General features: G+C 64.2%; 19 protein-coding genes, 1 tRNA gene and 1 pseudogene. 13 read left to right on the top strand and 8 right to left on the bottom strand.

What is annotated here, in order from left to right; translation table 11 throughout:
• The first annotated feature begins 89 nt into the window (after positions 1-89).
• Together bcsG and K7G19_RS13070 are read left to right on the top strand one after the other, a co-directional pair.
• A complete protein-coding gene (gene bcsG / locus K7G19_RS13075) occupies positions 90-1790 on the top strand; it encodes a cellulose biosynthesis protein BcsG (protein ID WP_226107589.1) in 1701 nt (566 codons plus the stop codon).
• A complete protein-coding gene (locus K7G19_RS13070; protein ID WP_226107587.1) occupies positions 1787-2056 on the top strand; it encodes a hypothetical protein in 270 nt (89 codons plus the stop codon). The genes bcsG and K7G19_RS13070 overlap by 4 nt, the downstream gene beginning before the upstream one ends.
• On the opposite strand, the gene K7G19_RS13065 is transcribed toward K7G19_RS13070, so the two are convergent.
• Both K7G19_RS13065 and K7G19_RS13060 read right to left on the bottom strand, forming a co-directional pair.
• Positions 2037-2759, bottom strand: a complete 723-nt coding sequence (locus tag K7G19_RS13065; protein WP_149319781.1) for a TetR/AcrR family transcriptional regulator — start codon at positions 2757-2759, stop codon at positions 2037-2039. The two genes, K7G19_RS13070 and K7G19_RS13065, sit on opposite strands and share 20 nt — an antisense overlap.
• Before the next feature lie 233 nt (positions 2760-2992).
• A pseudogene (locus tag K7G19_RS13060) lies at positions 2993-3589 on the bottom strand (copper resistance protein CopQ); the annotation flags it as partial.
• 355 nt (positions 3590-3944) lie between these two features.
• Here K7G19_RS13060 and K7G19_RS13055 point away from each other — a divergent pair.
• From K7G19_RS13055 to K7G19_RS13040, 4 genes are all read left to right on the top strand, one after another.
• Positions 3945-4346: a VOC family protein gene (locus K7G19_RS13055; protein ID WP_150082672.1), complete on the top strand. Its 402-nt coding sequence runs from the start codon at positions 3945-3947 to the stop codon at positions 4344-4346.
• Between the two features lie 176 nt (positions 4347-4522).
• Positions 4523-4807 carry an ADP-ribosyl-(dinitrogen reductase) hydrolase gene (locus K7G19_RS13050; RefSeq protein ID WP_190286327.1) on the top strand — a complete coding sequence of 95 codons (285 nt, stop codon included), beginning with the start codon at positions 4523-4525 and terminating at the stop codon, positions 4805-4807.
• Between the two features lie 16 nt (positions 4808-4823).
• Positions 4824-5171, top strand: a complete 348-nt coding sequence (locus K7G19_RS13045; RefSeq protein WP_226107585.1) for a BrnA antitoxin family protein — start codon at positions 4824-4826, stop codon at positions 5169-5171.
• A 92-nt stretch (positions 5172-5263) separates the two neighbouring features.
• Positions 5264-5354: transfer RNA gene (locus K7G19_RS13040), tRNA-Ser, on the top strand.
• Between the two features lie 443 nt (positions 5355-5797).
• Here K7G19_RS13040 and K7G19_RS13035 read toward each other — a convergent pair.
• Positions 5798-6412 carry a hypothetical protein gene (locus K7G19_RS13035; RefSeq protein ID WP_226107583.1) on the bottom strand — a complete coding sequence of 205 codons (615 nt, stop codon included), beginning with the start codon at positions 6410-6412 and terminating at the stop codon, positions 5798-5800.
• Between the two features lie 162 nt (positions 6413-6574).
• Here K7G19_RS13035 and K7G19_RS13030 point away from each other — a divergent pair, with 162 nt between their 5' ends.
• Positions 6575-7630: a glycosyltransferase gene (locus tag K7G19_RS13030; protein ID WP_226107581.1), complete on the top strand. Its 1056-nt coding sequence runs from the start codon at positions 6575-6577 to the stop codon at positions 7628-7630.
• 29 nt (positions 7631-7659) lie between these two features.
• On the opposite strand, the gene K7G19_RS13025 is transcribed toward K7G19_RS13030, so the two are convergent.
• The 3 genes from K7G19_RS13025 to K7G19_RS13015 form a co-directional block, all read right to left on the bottom strand.
• A complete protein-coding gene (locus K7G19_RS13025) occupies positions 7660-8460 on the bottom strand; it encodes a DNA adenine methylase (RefSeq protein WP_226107579.1) in 801 nt (266 codons plus the stop codon).
• Between the two features lie 180 nt (positions 8461-8640).
• On the bottom strand, positions 8641-8901 hold the full coding sequence (locus K7G19_RS13020) for a hypothetical protein (RefSeq protein ID WP_226107577.1): 261 nt from the start codon (positions 8899-8901) through the stop codon (positions 8641-8643).
• A 3-nt stretch (positions 8902-8904) separates the two neighbouring features.
• Positions 8905-9234 carry a hypothetical protein gene (locus K7G19_RS13015; RefSeq protein ID WP_226107575.1) on the bottom strand — a complete coding sequence of 110 codons (330 nt, stop codon included), beginning with the start codon at positions 9232-9234 and terminating at the stop codon, positions 8905-8907.
• 232 nt (positions 9235-9466) lie between these two features.
• Here K7G19_RS13015 and K7G19_RS13010 point away from each other — a divergent pair, with 232 nt between their 5' ends.
• Positions 9467-10369 carry a DUF3800 domain-containing protein gene (locus K7G19_RS13010; RefSeq protein WP_226107574.1) on the top strand — a complete coding sequence of 301 codons (903 nt, stop codon included), beginning with the start codon at positions 9467-9469 and terminating at the stop codon, positions 10367-10369.
• On the opposite strand, the gene K7G19_RS13005 is transcribed toward K7G19_RS13010, so the two are convergent.
• Together K7G19_RS13005 and K7G19_RS13000 are read right to left on the bottom strand one after the other, a co-directional pair.
• Complete coding sequence (locus K7G19_RS13005; protein WP_226107573.1) at positions 10305-11834, bottom strand: amidase; 1530 nt, start codon at positions 11832-11834, stop codon at positions 10305-10307. The genes K7G19_RS13010 and K7G19_RS13005 overlap by 65 nt on opposite strands.
• 6 nt (positions 11835-11840) lie before the next feature.
• Complete coding sequence (locus K7G19_RS13000; protein WP_226107572.1) at positions 11841-12830, bottom strand: tripartite tricarboxylate transporter substrate binding protein; 990 nt, start codon at positions 12828-12830, stop codon at positions 11841-11843.
• A 200-nt stretch (positions 12831-13030) separates the two neighbouring features.
• Between K7G19_RS13000 and K7G19_RS12995 the strand changes: the two genes are divergently transcribed.
• The 5 genes from K7G19_RS12995 to K7G19_RS12975 all read left to right on the top strand — a co-directional run bounded on the left by K7G19_RS12995 (position 13031) and on the right by K7G19_RS12975 (position 17960).
• Positions 13031-13951 (top strand): LysR family transcriptional regulator, encoded by a 921-nt coding sequence (locus tag K7G19_RS12995; RefSeq protein WP_226107571.1) that lies wholly within the window; start codon positions 13031-13033, stop codon positions 13949-13951.
• Between the two features lie 173 nt (positions 13952-14124).
• The gene (locus tag K7G19_RS12990) at positions 14125-15363 is read left to right on the top strand and encodes an FAD-binding oxidoreductase (protein ID WP_226107570.1); all 1239 of its coding nucleotides are present in this window, start codon (positions 14125-14127) and stop codon (positions 15361-15363) included.
• Positions 15364-15504: 141 nt separating this feature from the next.
• On the top strand, positions 15505-15993 hold the full coding sequence (locus K7G19_RS12985) for a GFA family protein (RefSeq protein WP_149319774.1): 489 nt from the start codon (positions 15505-15507) through the stop codon (positions 15991-15993).
• A gap of 124 nt (positions 15994-16117) precedes the next feature.
• A complete protein-coding gene (locus tag K7G19_RS12980) occupies positions 16118-16447 on the top strand; it encodes a multidrug efflux SMR transporter (protein WP_149319773.1) in 330 nt (109 codons plus the stop codon).
• Positions 16448-16994: 547 nt separating this feature from the next.
• Positions 16995-17960, top strand: coding sequence for a helix-turn-helix transcriptional regulator (locus tag K7G19_RS12975; RefSeq protein WP_226107569.1), 966 nt, complete (start codon positions 16995-16997; stop codon positions 17958-17960).
• Positions 17961-18184 lie beyond the last annotated feature (224 nt).

Here is an 18184-nt window from a genome sequence, read left to right as displayed (position 1 = left end):
AAACGCCCTCGCACCGCCATCGCACGTCATAGCATCGATCAACGCACCCATCCACGCACCTCGAACCGCAATCCCGAACCGCCAACCCCATGGGAATCTGGAACCTCTACTTCGCCGCCAAGCTCTACCTGTTCGCGATCGGACAGGTGCAGCCGCGCTGGCTGCTGAACCTGCTGTTCGCGCTGTGGCTGGTGCTGCCGGTGGAACACCGCGGCCTGCGCGTGCTGCGCCAGGTGCTGGCCGTGGTCGTCGGCGTGGCGCTGCTGTACCACGAATCGAACCTGCCGCCGTTCGCGCGGGTGGTCTCGCAGTTCTCGAATCTGAGCGCCTTCACGCCGGCCTATCTGCTGGAGCTGCTGCAGCGCTTCGTCAGTCCGCAGATGGTGCTGGGCGCGATCGTTGTCACGCTGGCCTATCTGGTGATCAACCGCTGGGTGCGCGTCACCACCTTCGTGCTGCTCGCGCTGGTCCTGGTGCCGCTGTGGCAAGGGGCCGGCACGGCTTCGACGGGCGCCGCGGCGACCGGGGCCGCCGCCACGCGCGTCGCGCAGCGCCCGGCTCCGACGATGCGGATCGACAGCCCGGCCGAGGTCGGCGACAACGAGGCGCAGCTGAACGCGTTCCGCACGCAGGAGGCCTCGCGCCAGGTCGCGTTCACGCCGTTGAGCGCCTCGCCCGACAGCCAGTTCGACATCATCGTGCTGCATGTCTGCTCGCTGTCCTGGGACGATCTCGACGTCGCCAAGGCACGCAACCATCCGCTGCTGTCGCGCTTCGACTATCTGTTCACCGAGTTCAGTTCGGCGGCCAGCTACAGCGGTCCGGCGGCGATCCGGCTGCTGCGCGCAACCTGCGGGCAGCAGCCGCACCAGGCGTTGTACTCGCCGGCGCAGCCGCAATGCCATCTGTTCGAGGCGCTGGCGCAGGCCGGCTTCGATACGCGCGTGCTGATGAACCACGATGGCCGCTTCGACAATTTCCGCGGCTTCGTCGACAAGGAGATCGGCATTCCGAACGTCACGCACGTGCCGGTCGACGGCGTGCCGCCGGCGATGCGGGCCTTCGACAATTCGCCGATCCTGGGCGACTACGCGGTGCTGGAGAAGTGGTACAAGTCGCGACTCGCGCAGAACAGCGGACCGCTGGCGCTGTACTACAACACGGTCACGCTGCACGACGGCAACCGCCTGCCGGATTCGAAGCTGACCAGCATCCAGTCGTATCCGCTGCGGCTGACGCGGCTGCTGGACGATATCGACAAGCTGATCGCGTTGATCGAGCAGTCGGGCCGCAAGGCGGTGGTGGTGTTCGTGCCCGAGCACGGCGCGGCGCTGCGTGGCGATGCCAACCAGATCGCCGGCATGCGCGAGATTCCGACGCCGCGAATCGTGCATGTGCCGGTGGGGGTCAAGCTGATCGGGCTGCAGGGTGGCAATGCGGGCGGCGAGGTTGGCGGCAATGCGGGTGGTATTGCGGGCAGCGGTAGTGCCGGCGGCAACGCGGGAGGTAATGCGGCAGGAAATGCCGCAGGCCATGCGCAGGGCAACGGCAATGGCGGCGGAGGGCCGGTGACGATCCACGCCCCGAGCAGCTATCTGGCGCTGTCGCAGCTGTTGTCGAACCTGGTCGCCGACAGTCCGTTCCGGCAAGGCGCGCCCGCGCCGTCGCAGTACGCGGCGGACCTGCCGCAAACCCGCATGGTCGGCGAGAACGAGGCGACCGTGATGATGAAGCGCGGCACCGGCTACGTGGTGCGCACGCCCGACGGCGTATGGGTGGATGGCAAATGAGCGACGGCGAGCGCAAACGCGCCGGCCTGCGGCGCGGCCTGCGAGCGCGGCACGCACCGCGGCCCAATAACGATATCGAGGCGCTGGCGATGAAGGTGCCGGGCTTCGCCGCGCATCGCTATGTCGACGAGCAGGAAGCCCAGGCGGCCTGCGCCGCCGCGGCGCGGTGGCCACGGCTGGCGGGATGGCTGGGCTATGGGAAGGACGGCGAGGCGGAGCGCCACGGCGCCGTCGACGCACCGGCGTTCAAGCCGTCGCCGCGTTGAGCGCCTGCGGCTCGGCCTTTGGCTCGTTCGTTGCGTTGCCCGCGGCCGAGGTCGAAGCCGACGACAACCCTGCCGGCACATCGGGTCCCGCCACCGCGGCCAGCAGCAGATTCGCCGCCGGCTCGAGCCGCTCGGCCTGATTGAACAGCCGCACGGACACCAGGCTGTTCTGCAAGGCCGCGAACAATACCTGCGCCAGCGCCGCCGAGCCGATCGCCGGCTGCGCATCGCCGCCGTTCTGCGCGCGGGCGCGCTCCAGCAGCGCCGTCAGCCAGCTTTCGTTGATCCGATGGAACTCCTGCAGCGCGTGATGCACCGCCGGCGGCAGGCACAGCGCCTCCGTCGACAGCATGCCGGCAAGACACACCTGTTGCCCGCTGCATTCGCGCCGCCACGACGCCAGGTAACGCTTGGCCTGCTCCAGCGGCGGCAGCGCCGGATCGATGCCCTCCAGGTAACGCGCCGAGCGTTCGCTGTAGGCGTTCACCGCTTCCAGTGCCAGGTCTTCCTTGGTCGGGAAGTAGTAATGGATGCTTGAAGTCTTGACGCCGACGCGCTCGGCCAGATCGCGGTAGCTGAAGCCGTTGAAGCCCCGCTTGCGGATCAGGTCGAGCGTGTGTTCGAGCAGCCTGTCACGGACCGTCGAGCTCGCGCCGGAGGGGTGACCCCGGCCGGCGGAGCGGGAAGTCGAAGCGTCTTTCATGACATGCCCTCCCCCGCTACCACGAGCGGCCGTTGCGGTATTGCCCTTCAAGCGTTGGCACCTTCGGTGAACACGTCGAACTGGCCCTGGCGAGCGCCTTCGGTGAAGACATCGAAGCGGCCCTGGCGGGCGCCGTCGGTGTACGGGCTGCGCGACGGCTCGGCCGACACGCCGGTGCGATCGAGGCCGGCGACGAGCGCGCCTTCGGTGAACACGTCAAACTGGCCTTGGCGAGCGCCTTCGGTAAAGACATCGAAGCGACCCTGGCGCGCGCCGTCCGTGTACGGGCTGCGCGACGGCTCGGCCGACACGCCGGTGCGATCCAGGCCGGCGACGATGCGGGCGCCGTCGGTGTACGGGTCGAACTTGCCGCCACGGGCGCCGTCGGTGAACTGGTTCACGCTGCGAGCCGGGCTGGCCGACACGCCGGAGCGATCCAGGCCGGCGACGACGCGCGCGCCGTCGGTGTACGGGTCGAACTTGCCGCTACGGGCGCCGTCGGTGAACTGGTTCACGCTGCGAGCCGGGCTGGCCGACACGCCGGTGCGGTCCAGGCCGGCGACGATGCGGGCGCCATCGGTGTACGGGTCGGCCTTGCCGGTGCGAGCCCCGTCCGCGTACGGATCCGCCTTGCCGCTGCGGGCGCCGTCAACGAAGGTGTTGCGATTGCCGCTGCGGGCACCGTCGACATAGGTGCTGCGCTCGCCGGCGCGGAACTCGTAGCCGTACTTGTCGGCGGGAACGGTGGCAGCCTGCGCGGTGCCAGCCACGAAGGCGGCGGCAAGGGTGGCGGCGGTCAACAGGGTCTTGGCGAAGGTACGGTTGGTCATGATTTGCTCCTTTCAGGAAGCCGCATCGGGCGGCTCGAATCGATTTGGATTGGAATCCGGTTGTCGAATCTACTAATAGATAGATAACCCGACTCAAAAAAATCCCGGATTCCCGGGGTTGTTGCGTTGGGCTGGTGCCGCTTCACTTCTTCTTCGCTGCGGCGCCGCATCCATGAGTCTCACTTTATCTACTACTAGGTAGATAGTCAAGGAGTTTTTCGGGCGCTTCCGTTCGGGTGGGCGGAGACCATAATGCTTCGATACCGGCCACCCAGCCGTGGTGCGCCGATAAAGTCACTCCGATGCCTCACCGGCCTCGGATTGCCACCATCGAATCCTCACCCAGGAGACACCCATGCAGATCCAACGCGGCCGCCTGATCGACCATCTCCACCTCAAGGTCCGCGACCTCGGCGCGTCGCGCCGCTTCTACGGCGCGGTGCTCGGCGTGCTGGGCATCGACATCACCGACGGCGATGGCTACTTCTACGCCGACGAGCTGTGGGTCGACGAAGGCACGCCGGGCCAGATCTCCCACGCCCACTTCGCCTTCCAGGCCAAGGACCGCGAAACGGTCGACGCCTTCTACAAGGCCGGCCTCGCCGCCGACGGCCGCGACAACGGCGGCCCCGGCGAGCGCGACTATCACCCCGGCTACTACGCGGCGTTCCTGCTGGATCCGGACGGGAACAACGTCGAGGCGGTGTACCACGGGCCGCACCAGCGGTCGGCGGAGGCGGTGGTGGTCAGTTGGTGAGCCCGGCCGGGAAGTCGGCGAGCATCGCGTATATACAGAAGATTTTGCTTTTCGGCAGCATGACCAAGAAAATCGGCCGACAAAGTGCTTAAATAGGCCTCAACGTGGCGCATCGAGTATTTATCACGGTGCGCCACTTTTGTTTCGAACTCACTTACTGTATATACACTCTCATCATGAGCATAGTTCTCGCGCCTCGAATCATTGAGAAGCTGCGGACCAAGCACAATGTTTCCGAGGCGGAGGTGCGAGAGGCGTTCTCCAACATTTGCGGCCAACTCCTTATCGACACCCGAGAGGAACATGCCACCGACCCGCCAACGCTGTGGTTCGTTGCGGAGACCAACGCGGGCCGCTTGCTCAAGGTGATCTTCATCCACAAGGAAGGAAACAACGTCGTCAAGTCCGCTTACGACGCCTCCGAGAAGATCCAGGCCATCTACAACAAGTTCGGAAAGTAACTGACCAGGAGAGGGTATGACTCAAGCCGCCAAGATCCCGGGTACCGAAGAGGCATGGGACAACGGTACGCTGGGCGAAGACGAACACTACGTGGCCGTCGCGCCCAAGGACCTGCAGGATTCGGTGAATCAGTCCCTGGGGATGCAGGCGATCTCGATTCGCCTGCCCAAGGACCTGCTGGAGCAATACAAGGCGATTGCGCAATATCACAAGATGGGCTACCAGCCGCTGATGCGCGAAGCGCTTACGCGTTTCGCCACCTCGGAGATGAAACGGATCGTCATCGAAGTCAGCAACGAGCGGGACCAGGCGCGAGAGGAACAACGTGAACCTGGGCCAAAGCCCCGCCGGAAAGCGGCGTAACAGCGCTTGCTTGCTACCACGTCTCTCCCGCCCCTGCTCACATCACGAAACTGTGGCTTCTGCAGGGGAGTCTGATATAATCGCGGGCTTCCGGAGAGATGGATGAGTGGTTTAAGTCGCACGCCTGGAAAGCGTGTATGGGTTAATAGCCCATCGGGGGTTCGAATCCCCCTCTCTCCGCCAGATACCTCTAAGCCTTGTCTGGCTTGGAAAAGCAGGTGGGATAAGGGTTTCACGCAGTGCACTATGCCGCGCGGGTGTTACACAGGCGCCGGAGAAACCCGAACGGCCCACCACCTCGCGAAGCGCGGCAACGTCTATTGCATCCGCCGCAGAATCCTCTAGACCTGATTGAGCAACACAGCGGCAAGCGCGAGATTGTCCGCAGTCTTGGTGCCAAGATGGCACCTTGGCCGAGCGCGAATCCCGCTGCATGCATATCTGTCGCCCTCGATGATGAATTAGAGGCTGTCCGCCGCTCAGCGACACCGGCGGAGCCAATGACCAAGCCATCCCCGTCCAACGCATGGAAATGGTCGCGCATTGGGATGCTGTAACGTCGCGCGATGCTTGGCACCGTTTTGCAGGCCCTTTGGCATTTTCCGCTAGGGCGCATCTACAGCGAGTTAGTAATTGTTAAGGGGCCTCCAGCCGTTCCGCACAGCCGACTGCAGGAACTCGCGCCCTCTGACGGTGATAAAGAGCCCTTGTTGGTTCTCTCCTACCAAGGTCCTATCCATCAGCCATGCCAGCCAGCGGTCAAACGAGTCGGCCTGATAGACCGAGGGGTTCGCGCTTGCGGCACCATCGTAGATCGTTTTGGCCATCGCTCGCGGCATGGGGGCCGGGGAACTGTTCAATTGCGTCAGCAAAAGGTATTGGCTGTTGAAGATCCCGTAGAACACGTTATCGAACTCGCGCCCGATGTGCATTGCGGCAAGCGCCCGCAGCAAGAAACGATGGCGGTCTGCCCCAGCGACGTTCCGCTTATCCAGCTCTGCGGTGATGTGCTGTTCTACCTCACTGACCAGCGGCGAGCTATTTGCTGCCATGATCGCTTCGATCTCTTCATCGACGGACCGGGGCTTGCTTTGTGTGTCTGGAGTGCCGGTGGACAGGCCGTCTCTACCGACACGCGTCGTGCGATCCAGCAAACCGGCGATTTGCCGGTGGAAGACAAGGAGAAACACTACGCCCACCACCACGGCCGCCAGGGGCCACCACATCCCGTCCATTTCCATCGGCCTCCTTTCTTAACATCTTCGAAGCATATCGTGGAAAGGGAGGATCGGTCACCCAGGTGGTATAGGTGCCGTACAGATAACCTCACGCTAGTGCCAAGCCCGGGAGGTTCGCGCTTATAATTGCGGCAAATAACAAGAGCAGTTCGGGTCACTATTGATATGCGCGTCATCTACTACGCCACCTCGCCTCGTCCTGATGCGCACGCAGGGGGTGTTAAGGTCATCTATGACCATTGCAACGCCCTTAACGATATGGGCATCCCCGCGGCTATTCTTCATGAGAGGCGCGGGCATCTTTATCGGTGGGCGCGGCGGCCTGCTCCCACCATCGCCGCGAAGGATCTTCGCGCGACCGATCATCTGGTCCTGCCGGAAATAAAGGCCGCTTCGCTCGCCCGCATGCTGGTCAAGGCCGGCATGCCGTACTCGATCTTCGTGCAAAACGGGTACTACCTGAGCGAGCGCTGTCGTCACACGTCCGATTCCGACATTTGCTTCGCGTACCAGAACGCCTCCGCAATTCTTTCGATATCGAGTGATACGTCGGACCTCCTTGCGCTGCATTATCCGAGCCTCGCAGACCGGATCGTGAATGTCCAATGCTCGATCCATGCGGACACATTTGCGACGGGGCGAGGCAAGCGCAATGTCATTACTTTCATGCCTCGCAAGAACGGCCGACACGCCGCTGCGGTTTTGTTCGCCCTGAAGCAACGCTTACCGGCAGGCTGGGACACGATCGCGATCGATGGCATGAATGAGACGCAAGTCGCAGAAGCCTTGCAGATGTCCCGCATCTTCATGTCGTTCTCCGACTTGGAGGGTCTCGGCCTGCCACCGATCGAGGCAGCGCTTTGTGGCAACTACGTTATCGGCTATCACGGCGGAGGTGGTCGAGAGTATTGGCGCGCGCCAAACTTTGAACCAGTCGACACGGGGGACATTGGATCTTTTGCGCGCCGCGTCCTCGCAAGAGTCGATCAACTGGAAAAAACGCCCGCCGATTCCATCGGCGAGCTGCTTCCTGGCATTGACGTCCTGCGGGCACGGTACTCACCAGCTAACGAACAAGCTGGCCTCCGTCGCTTTGTTTCCGCTATTGGCGCGACATCTGCGCCCACACAGCAAGGCTCCACGGCACAGCTCGACTCGCTCTCCAAACTACAACGGCGAGCCAAGCTGCGCTGGTGGCTGGGAGCCACGGTAGCTGGCTGACACGGCCAGCATGTGCCCGTGGGCATCGCTCAGAAGAGTTGCCCGAGGTCCTCTGGCCTCCAATTCATGATCACCAGCTCACGGCTCGTCTGAGGACGTCCCTGAGCATTTGCCACGCTGTATTTGATGTCGAGGCCCATCATATGGTGGCCGGCGAAGGCTGCGCGAATGTCGGGATGGTCGTTGATGGACACCATGACCTTTCCTTGAGCCGCCCGCATCATCTCGGCCATTTCAACGTAGTTGTCGAAGGCGAACGGCACACCATACCCTTCGGTCTGCCAGTATGGTGGATCGAGATAGAAGAGCGTGTGCGACCGATCGTAACGTCGCATGCATTCCTGCCACGGTAGGTTTTCGACGTTGGTGCCAGCGAGGCGCAGATGGGCCGCCGAGAGGCTCTCCTCAATCCGGCAGAGGTTGATCATCGGCGCGGTCGTGGCCGTGCCATACGTTTGGCCGTCAACTTTGCCGCCGAACGCATGGTGCTGTAGGTAGAAGAACCGGGCAGCTCGCTGAATGTCGGTAAGCGTTTCGGGGCTGGCCAGCTGCGCCCATTTGAACATCTGCCGACTGGACAGCGCCCACTTGAACTGGCGTACGAACTCTTCCAGATGGTGCTGAACCACCCGATACAGGTTGACCAGGTCGCCGTTGATATCGTTGATTACTTCCACTGCAGCGGGCATGCGGCGCAGGAAGTAAAGGGCCGCCCCACCGCAGAACACTTCAACGTAGCACTCATGCGAAGGGAACAGCGGCAAGAGCTTGTCGGCCAAGCGGCGTTTGCCACCCAGCCAGGGAATGATGGGGCTCGGGTTTCCGAACATGGTGTAATGCGCAAGCCTTTTCTTAACTGTTAAACACTGGTAGGCTTCGCCCGCTGCGTCGACGCGGTCGGGGGCTAGGCCTTGGCTTGCAGGTCTACTCTGCAGGTCCGGGATGCGGCGGAATGCTCCAACATTCCGCCGTAACCCCGTTACTTCAAGTTCGCCACGCCGGCCACTTCGTTAGGCGGCCGTCTGGTTCTGCGCAGGAGCGTTAGGCTCCGCAATGGGGCCGAATTCACCAGCCACGGCACGAGCGTAGATCTCACGACCATGCGCGTAGCTGTCGGTTGGCATCGCGTTGAACGCGATTTTCTCGGTCTCGTACTTCGGGTCCATCGCCGCCAGATGGGGAAAGATCAGGTCCACCGTAACGCCAGTCTTGCTGGCATCGATCCAACGCGGGTTGGACACTTCCTGGTATTCAAGCGTCATCGCTTGCATGTATTACCCCACACGTACATAGAGATACACAGAGTTGTGAGCGGTGCCCGTCGGCACCCACGATCCCGGCTGGGCCGGATTCGGACCAGTATTTGATCCGAGCGCAAGCGAGCCAATGTGACGGTCTTTGAAGACCGTCGACAGCGGCCCCTGCAAATAGTCGAACAGCCTCGTGTGCGTCACCAACGCGCCTTGGTACTGTGAGTCGACGTAGGTTTGGATGTTTGCGCCATCCCAGGCCAGCTCTACCCAGTTGTTGCTGTTCGTGATGACGTAACCGGCATTGCCGTTGTTATTGCGGCGAGGCACCTTGGCGGCTAGGAGATCTGACAACCACCCGCCGCCAGGAAACCCCAAGAACAGATTCCCGTCCAACTCTGGTTGTTTTGTACCGACGCCCCCTTCTCGTGAGGAGATGACGCTTGCGGACGCTTGAGGGCAAAGCTAGACTGACCGAATAGTCGAGAGCGCTGAGACATCGGTGCGTTGGACGATCGCTCCACTCGGCTTACCTCATACCTGAGCGGACCGCAAAGCGGTCCGCTTTTTCGTTAGCAGGTGCGCTGTGTATCTTCTCTACCTGGATGAGTCGGGCCACGTCCATGATCCGGCGACGAAATTCTTCGTCTTGGCCGGATTCTGTGTGTTTGAGCGACAGACTCACTGGCTTGAGTCGCATATCGATCCGATTGCAGAGCGGTTCAGCACTACCGACCCTGGAAACATAGAGTTCCACGGTGCGCCAATGCGCACCGGAAAGGACGAATGGCAGGGCATCAAGCCCGCGGATCGAGTGCAGGCGGTAGTCGATATTCTTGGCTTGCTGGCCGACCCTCGACTGAAACTCAAGGTGTTCGCATCAGTGATCGAGAAAAGCACGATGGCGACCGACCAGATCGTCCAACGAAGCTTCGAGAACGTCGCGCGCGAGTTCGACCGGTACTTGACGTCGCTGTACCGGGCCAAGCGCTCCAACGCGCAGCGAGGGCTCGTGATCGTCGACAAGAACAGCTATGAAGAAAAGCTCCAGGCACTGTCGCGCGTTTTCAAACACCAGGGGCATACCAACGGCAAGCTGCGCAACTTTGCTGAAGTGCCGCTCTTCCTCGATTCGAAGGCCTCTCGTCTCATCCAGATGGCGGACCTGATTGCGTACTGGATATTCCGCTACTTCGAAAGCGGGGACGACAGGGGTTACCGACTCATCGCGCCGTACATTCACGGCAGGAAGAGGGCCCGGACCGGTCTGATCGCTTCGCTGACGGAGGAGACGCACCAACGGCTGGCGCGCCTTTCCGTCCCGACGTTTCCCTTTCCGGCACCGAGCGAACGAACACCGACGTCAAGGCATCGCATGGGCTGCCCTAGCCGCGGCGCTTCAGCTCTGCCGGCCGTTGGTCCCACTACACGGCCGACACCGTCCCAGTCCCCGCCTTGTCCGTCTCCACCCCCTCCGGCGGCGCCGTAACAATCGACCGCAATCCCGGCTCGGCGGGCGTCAGCCTGTCTAGGTCCGGCTTCGGGCGCGACAAGCCGGGCATCGATGCAAACGCCGATTCCATCGCCTGTGCCACGCCGAGCGTCAGTGCATCGCCGCGGAACGGGCCGGTGATCTGCAGGCCGAAGGGCATGCCGGCCTCGTCGGTGCCGCAGGGCAAGGCGAGGCAGGGATGGGTGGTCAGCGTCACCACATAGGTCAGCGCCAGCCAGCGGTAGTAGTTCTCCTGCTTCGCCCCCTCGACGACGTCCGCGTAGAGCGTGGTCCAGGGGAACGGCGACACCGGCGTGGTCGGGGACAGGATCACGTCGTAGTCGCGGAACGCCTGCTGGAAGCGCTGAAAAACGCGAGTCTGTTCGGCCTGCGCCCACGCGCTGTCGACCAGCGACATGCGCGCGCCGATCTCGTAGTTGGCGCGCGTATTGGGGCCGAGGCTGTCGGGGTCGCGCTCGTAGGTGTCGCGCAGCGACGCGACGAAGCTCTCTGCGCGCAGCACGTCGAAGCAGCGATGCACGTCGCCCAGGTCGAATGCGACCTCGTCGCAGGACTTGAACAGGTGCCGCATCGCGGCGATCCGCGCGCGGAACACGCGGCGGATATCGGCATCGACGGCGCAGCTGCCGAAGTCCTCGGTCCAGCCCACGCGCAGCCCGGACAGATCGACGCGTGCCGGCGTCAGGAACGCCAGCGGATCGACCGCGTGGCTGAGCGGATCGCCGGCCGATTCCCCGGCCGACGCGGCCAGCTGCAAGCAGGCATCGGCCACCGTGCGCCCCATCGGGCCGACCACGGAAATCGGCGTCCATCCCAGCAGCTTGCGCGAGTTCGGCACCAGCCCCGGCGACGGGCGAAAGCCCACCACCCCGCATTTCGCAGCGGGGATACGCAGCGACCCGCCGGTATCCGAACCCGTGCAGACCGGCAGAAAGTCCGCCGCCAGCGCGGCCGCCGATCCGCCCGACGAGCCGCCGGCGTTCAGGTTCGGATTGAACGGATTGCCGGTGGCGCCCCACACGGCATTGCGCGAATTGGCGCCCGCGCCCATCTCGGGAATATTGGTCTTGCCGACGACCACGGCGCCGGCCTGCCGCAGCCGCGCGACCAGCGTGTTGTCCTGCGCGGGCACATTGCCCCGGTACAGCGGGGAGCCGTAGGTCGTCAGCAGGCCGGCCGTCGCCTCGAGATCCTTGACCCCGAGCGGCAGGCCATGCAGAAGGCCCAGCGTATCGCCGCGCATCACCGCCTGTTCCGCCGCCCTCGCCTCCTCGCGTGCGCGCTCGTAGCAGGTGGCGGTGATCGCGTTGATCAGCGGGTTATAGCGCTCGATCCGCGCGATGCAGGCTTCCAGCAGTTCCACCGGCGAAATCTGGCGCGCGCCGATCAGGCGACGCAGCTCGACGGCGGACAGCGAAGTCAGTTGGTTCTGGTCGGACATGGCGGGTCAGTCGAGCTTGATGTTGGCGCGCTGCGCGATGGCTCGCATCTGCGGAATTTCCTTCTCGATCATCGCGCTGACCTGCTTGCCCGTTGCGAACGACGGCTCGATGCCGTTGTCGGCCAGCTTCTTGCGCGTGTCGGGGTCGGCGATCGTATCGGCCAGCGCCTTCTCCAGCTTCGCGTGCACCTCGGCCGGCAGGCCGCGCGGCGCCATCAGCGCGATCCATGTGCTGGCGTCCATGCCGGGATAGCCGCCCTCGGCAACGGTCGGCACATTGGGCAGCAGCGACGAGCGCTTGGCCGTCGTCACCGCGATGGCCTTGACCTTGCCCGCGCGCACCTGCGGGATCGCCGCCGCCACAGTGTCGATGCTGAACGGAATCTGGCCGCCGATCAGATCGGTCATCGCAGGCGCGCTGCCCTTGTACGGCACGTGCAGCATCTTCGCGCCCGTCAGATTGAGCAACTGCTCGCCGGCAAAATGCGCGGTGGTACCGGCGCCGAACGAACCGTACGAGTACTTGCCGGGCTCGTTCTTCGCCGCGGCCACGAACTCCTTCAGATTGTTCACCGGTACATCGCGGTTGGCCAGCAGGATCAGGCCGGTGACGCCGATCACGCCGATCGGTTCGAAGTTCTTCTGCGGATCGTACGGCAGCTTCGGATAGACCGCGGGATTGACCGTGAACGTCGTGCCGGAACTGGCCAGCAGCGTGTAGCCGTCCGGCGCGGCCTTGGCGACATAGCTGGCACCGACCACGGTACCGGCGCCCGGCCGGTTCTCGACCACGATGGTCTTGCCCAGCCGTTCGCCGAGCTTCTGCGCGACGATGCGCCCCACCACGTCGGTGGCGCCGCCGGGCGGGAACGGCAACACCAGCTGGATCGGCTTGGCGGGGAAGCTGCCCTGCGCCGACGCGGCCGACGGCGCCATCGCAACGAGCGCCAGGCCGGTGGCGGCAAACAGCAAACGGACGGGTGAGGAAGAACGCATGGGATGCTCTCTCGTAGGAATCCAGGGCAACGCCGGCATAAGCGGGTCGGTTCGATGTCATCCTAATGTCAAACTTCGCATAGAATCGTCGCAATGTTTCGAACAGTCGATTGCCGAAACGGCAATCCTTGGCGCAATCCCCGAGCGGGTTTTCCCCAGGACGCCCGCGACCCTTTTCCCCTTTTTCACCTCGATATCCCATGTCCTATCGGGCCCTGCAGGAGACCGCGGTACGCTACTTCCTCGAAGTGGTTCGCACCGGCTCGGTCAAGGATGCGGCGATCAAGCTGAACGTCGCGCCATCGGCCGTCAGCCGGCAGATCGCCAAGCTCGAAAGCGAACTGGACACGCTGCTGTTCGACCGGCGCGCGCGCGGCCTCGTCCCCAATGCCGCGGGCGAGCTGCTGGCTGCATTCGCCAAGCGTTCGCAGCAGGACATCGAGCGCGTGGCCGGCGATATTCAGGCGCTGCGTGGTCTTCGCGTCGGGCGCGTGCGGCTCGCTGCCGTCGAGGGCATCGCGCACGAATTCCTGCCGAATCTGGCCGCCAGTTTTCGCGAGACCCATGCGGGCATTCACTTCGAGCTCGAGGTCTGTCCGCAGGGCGATATCGCGCGTCGCATCCGCGACGGCGAAGCGGATATCGGCATCACGCTGGCGTGGTTGCCCGAGCCGGAAATCCACGTGGAGCTGCGGCACCCCGCTCCGGTGCTGGCCGTGATGGCGCCGGACCATCCGCTGGCGCGGCATCGGCAACTGTCGCTCGCGCAGGTCGCCACCTATCCGCTGGCGCTGCCGCCCAAGGACAGCTCCGTGCGGCAATTGCTCGATGCCGGCTGCAGCCGGCAGGGCCTGCGCTACCAGACGGTGTTCTCCAGCAACCAGCTTGATTCCCTGGTCAGCTTCGCGGCGGCCGGCGGCGGCGCGATCTGTTTCTACGGCGAGGTATCGATCCGCGGCAGGCTCAAGGCCGGCACCATCGCCGCGGTGCCGCTGCGCGACCGCGAGATGAACGAGCGGCAGATCGAGGTGCAGACGCTGGCCAACCGCAAGCTGCCGCCGGCCGCGCGCGCCTTCGTCGACCATCTGCGGCGGGGACTGATCGAGTTTCCAAATTCGTGATTGCCAAAACCGCAATCGAGGATTCGGAATATTGCGCGTGCCGCATGCCTTCACGCAGGCGCGGCGCGGCGAAAATCCAGGTACGAACCTGATCACCTGAACCATCTGACCCAGCTGATCCATCTGACCCAGCTCATCCTCCCGATCCACCTTTCCCGCGAGTCGCTGCCTTCATGTCACAGGAAATCCTCGTTCTCGGCGCCGGCATGGTCGGTGTCAGCACCGCCCTGGCCCTGCGCCATCGCGGGCATCATGTCGTCCTCGTCGATCGCGCCGCGCCGGGCACCGAAACCTCCTACGGCAATGCGGGCTTCATCCAGCGCGAGGCGGTGCAGCCGTATGCGTTCCCGCGCGACTGGAAGACGATCCTGCGTGTGATCGCCCGCCGGGGCAACGACGTGCACTACCACCCCGGTGCGATGCTGCGCCTGTTGCCCGTGCTGGCCCGGTACTGGCGCGAATCGGCACCGGACCGCTACGCCGGCACGATCGCCGCCTATGCGGCATTGGTCAGGCACTGCGTCAGCGAACACGAAAAGTGGATCGCCGCCGCCGGCGCGGACCATCTCGTCAGCAAGGCGGGATGGCTGGAGGCATACCGCAGCCAACGCGCGTTCGACGACACGGTGCGCAGCGCGACGATCGTGGCGCGCGAGCATGGGCTCGATTGCGCCGTGCTCGACGGTGCCGCGCTGCGGACCGCAGAGCCCGCGCTGCGTGGCGGACTCGCCGGCGCGATCCATTGGCGCGACCCGTGGACCGTCAGCGATCCCGGCGAACTGGTGCAGCGCTACGCCGCGCTGTTCGCGCGCCAAGGCGGCATCGTGCGCCGAGGCGATGCCGCGACGCTGCAGGCCGACGGCAGCGGCTGGCGCGTGATGACCGACGCCGGTCCGCTGTCTGCCGCCCAGGCCGTCATTGCGCTGGGGCCGTGGGCGTCAGCGCTGACGCGGCCGCTCGGGTATCGGCTGCCGCTGTTCATCAAGCGCGGTTACCACCGGCACTACGCCAGCGCGCGCATGCCGTCGCTGCCGCTGCTCGACGCGGAGCGCGGCTTCGTGCTGGCGCCGATGCGGCGCGGTCTTCGCCTGACCACGGGTGCGGAATTCGCGCACCACGACGCGCCGCCGACGCCGGTGCAATTGGCGGCGGCCGAGCGCTACGCAAGCGACCTCGTCGATCTCGGCGCGCCGGTGGAAGCGCAACCCTGGATGGGCGCGCGGCCCTGCGTGGCCGACATGCGGCCCGTGGTCGGCCGCGCCCCGCGCCATCGCGGCCTGTGGTTCCATTTCGGTCATGCGCATCAGGGCTTCACGCTCGGCCCTGCGACCGCGCGGCTGCTCGCCGAGCTGATCGACGGCGAGACGCCTTACGTCGATCCGCGGCCCTACGATCCTGCGCGATTCGGATAGGGCGCGAATCGAGCCTCCAACCAGCGCGCGAGCATGGGCCCGAACAAGGGCTCGAATACGGGTTCGATGTCATGCAAAATCCAATGGCAGCAACGGCGGGCAACGCATCGGCGACGCTCGCCCTACCCCATGGGAGGTCGCATGCATCTCGAAGGCTCCTGTCACTGCGGCGCGGTCCGCTTCAGCGTGGAATCGCCCTGGCCCTACCCCTATCTGCATTGCTACTGCTCGATCTGCCGCAAGACCGCGGGCGCGGGCGGTTATGCCGCGAACATCGGCGCGCTGAACGACACCTTGCGCATACGCGGCCGGCAGCATATCGGCATCTATCACGCCGTGATGCGTGAGCCCGGCAAACGCGCCAGGCGATCGCCGATGGAGCGGCACTTCTGTACCAAGTGCGGCAGCGCATTGTGGATACGTACCCCGGACGAGCCCGAGCGCGTCTATCCGCATGCGTCGGCCATCGATACGCCGCTGCCGCGCCCGCCGGAGATCGTCGAAGCGGAGCTCGACTCCGCGGCGTCGTGGGTCGAAGTGCCGAGCGGGAAGGGACATGTGCATTGCGCACAGTGGCCCGAGGAAACGCTGGCGCAATGGCATCGGCGGCACGGCCTTGAGCAGCGCTGAGCCGCGCCGCACAGGGGCGTATCGCCGCCGTGCGTCTTGCCGCGCGCCACGCCATGCAGCAAGGGGGGACAGGGCACCGCTGCTATGCTTGGCGCTCCGTCGATACACGACACCACGCCATCCCATGCACTGGATCTACCTGTCCATCGCCATCGTCGCCGAAGTCATTGCCACCACGGCCCTCAAGGCCGCCGCCGGCTTTACCCGTCCCCTGCCCTCGCTGGTCGTCGTGACCGGCTATGCGATCGCGTTTTTCTGTCTGTCGCTGACGCTGCGCAGCGTGCCGATCGGCATCGCCTACGCGATCTGGTCCGGCGTCGGCATCGTGCTGGTGTCGGTGGCGGCGTGGCTGCTGTTCGGCCAGCGGCTCGATCTGCCGGCGCTGCTCGGCATCGCGCTGATCATGGCCGGCGTGCTGGTCATCAATCTGTGGTCGAAGTCGGTCACGCATTGAAATGCGGGCGCCTTCGCGCGCCTTGACCGCTTCCGCGCCTTTCCTCTTGCGCTGACGCAACCGGCCTGCGCCCTACCTGCACACCCTGCGCGCACCCTACCAACACCCTACCGGCACCCTACCAAGTGCAAACAAATGTAAGCACTTTCAAAAGTGCGTTGGAAGCGACCATAATTTGTAAAAACTGCAGTACTCTAATAACAATCGATTTAAGTTATCAGTAAATATCGATTTAAACAAAACTAAAATCAAGCAACCGGCAATCGGAAGTTCGACGAAACCGCGCGGTCATTTCATTGCAGCGGCCAGATCGAATTCCAGCGCCAGTCTTGACCAGAGAATTCCGGGGGGGCATCCGGGCGCAGCCCATGCCAATTGATGGATATTCCATTGCCATGGAATATCCAGGGTCATTGTCGCGGTCTGTCGCCATCGCCTGATTCAGCCAACCCGTTTTGCCGCGGTTTTGCCGCGGCCCTTTGTGGGATCGCCTGTAGCGTTCGCCGTCCCGGCGTGCGCTCGTTTTTTGGCAGGACAGAACTGGCGTATGGCTCAAACCCGCATTGGAACGGACGCAATCATCGCGTCCAGCTGCGCGCAGGCGCAGGACTGGCTCGCTCGCCACTATCCCGGCATCACGATCGAGGCCGATGGCAGCCGGCCCAGGCTCGAAATCCAGATCGACTATCTCGACGGCATGGCCGTGCATACGCTGGTCACCGACACCACGCTTTGCCTGCGGCTGCCTTGCCAGACCGACGGCTATGTGCTGGTCACCCACGCCGAAGGGCAGCTCGCCCTGGCGGCCGATCAGGACGCGCTGCAGCCCTTGCCAGCCGGCGCGGCCGTCGTCGACGCCAGGCGCGTCACCGCCTGGAGCTTCGGTCCGGGCCGCTACGAAACCATCCTGATCGATGCGGCCCGCCTCCACGGCCGGCTGTCGCAGTCGATCGAACGCCCGGTGCCGCACCGCGTGAAATTCTTGCCGGCGGGAGACAGCGTGCCTTCCGGCGTGCGCTTTGCGGGCGAGCTGGTGCGGGCGGCGCGGCGCTATTTCAATGCGGATGGCGGCCCGCACGCCATCGCCCCGGACATCGTGCAGAGCGTGCAGGACGCCGTGATCTTCGCCATGCTCAAGGAGATCCCGCACAACTACTCGGTCTACATGGCGCGCCGGCATACCGGCCCTTCGCCGCGCCATGTGCGCCGGGCGATCGAGTACATCCACGCCAACGCCACCGCGGCGCTCGGCCTGGCCGACATCGCCAACGCCGCCCGCGTCAGCATCCGCACGCTGCAGGCGGGCTTTGCCAAGTTCAAGGGCTTCACGCCGATGGGTTACGTGAAGCGGGTGCGCCTGGAGGGCGCCCACGCCGACCTGCGGACCGCCGGCGCGGAACAGTCGATCGCCGACATCGCGCGGCGCTGGGGCTTCAGCCATCTCGGACAATTCGCCAGGGACTATCGCATGGCCTTCGGCGAAACGCCTTCCGAGACCCGTCGCGGCGATTGACGGCAATTGTCGAGGTTAATTGTCGCCAGCCAAATAAATACGGTTTAAATCAGAATTAATAGAATCGAATACTAATACCCCTTCGCCTACCGGCGTAGGGGTATTTTTTCTTTAAAACCACCCCGTGGTATTAATGACTGCCAGGCGATTCATTATCAAAAAAACGCAAACCATATCAATCGCACGCACTATATCGCTTACCGAACAGACAGAGCCATATCGCC

Source organism: Cupriavidus sp. DB3 (assembly GCF_020418465.1).
Classification (GTDB): Bacteria; Pseudomonadota; Gammaproteobacteria; order Burkholderiales; family Burkholderiaceae; genus Cupriavidus; species Cupriavidus cauae.
Note: the sequence above shows the minus strand (reverse complement) of the source record. Positions and strands in the feature narration are given on the sequence as shown.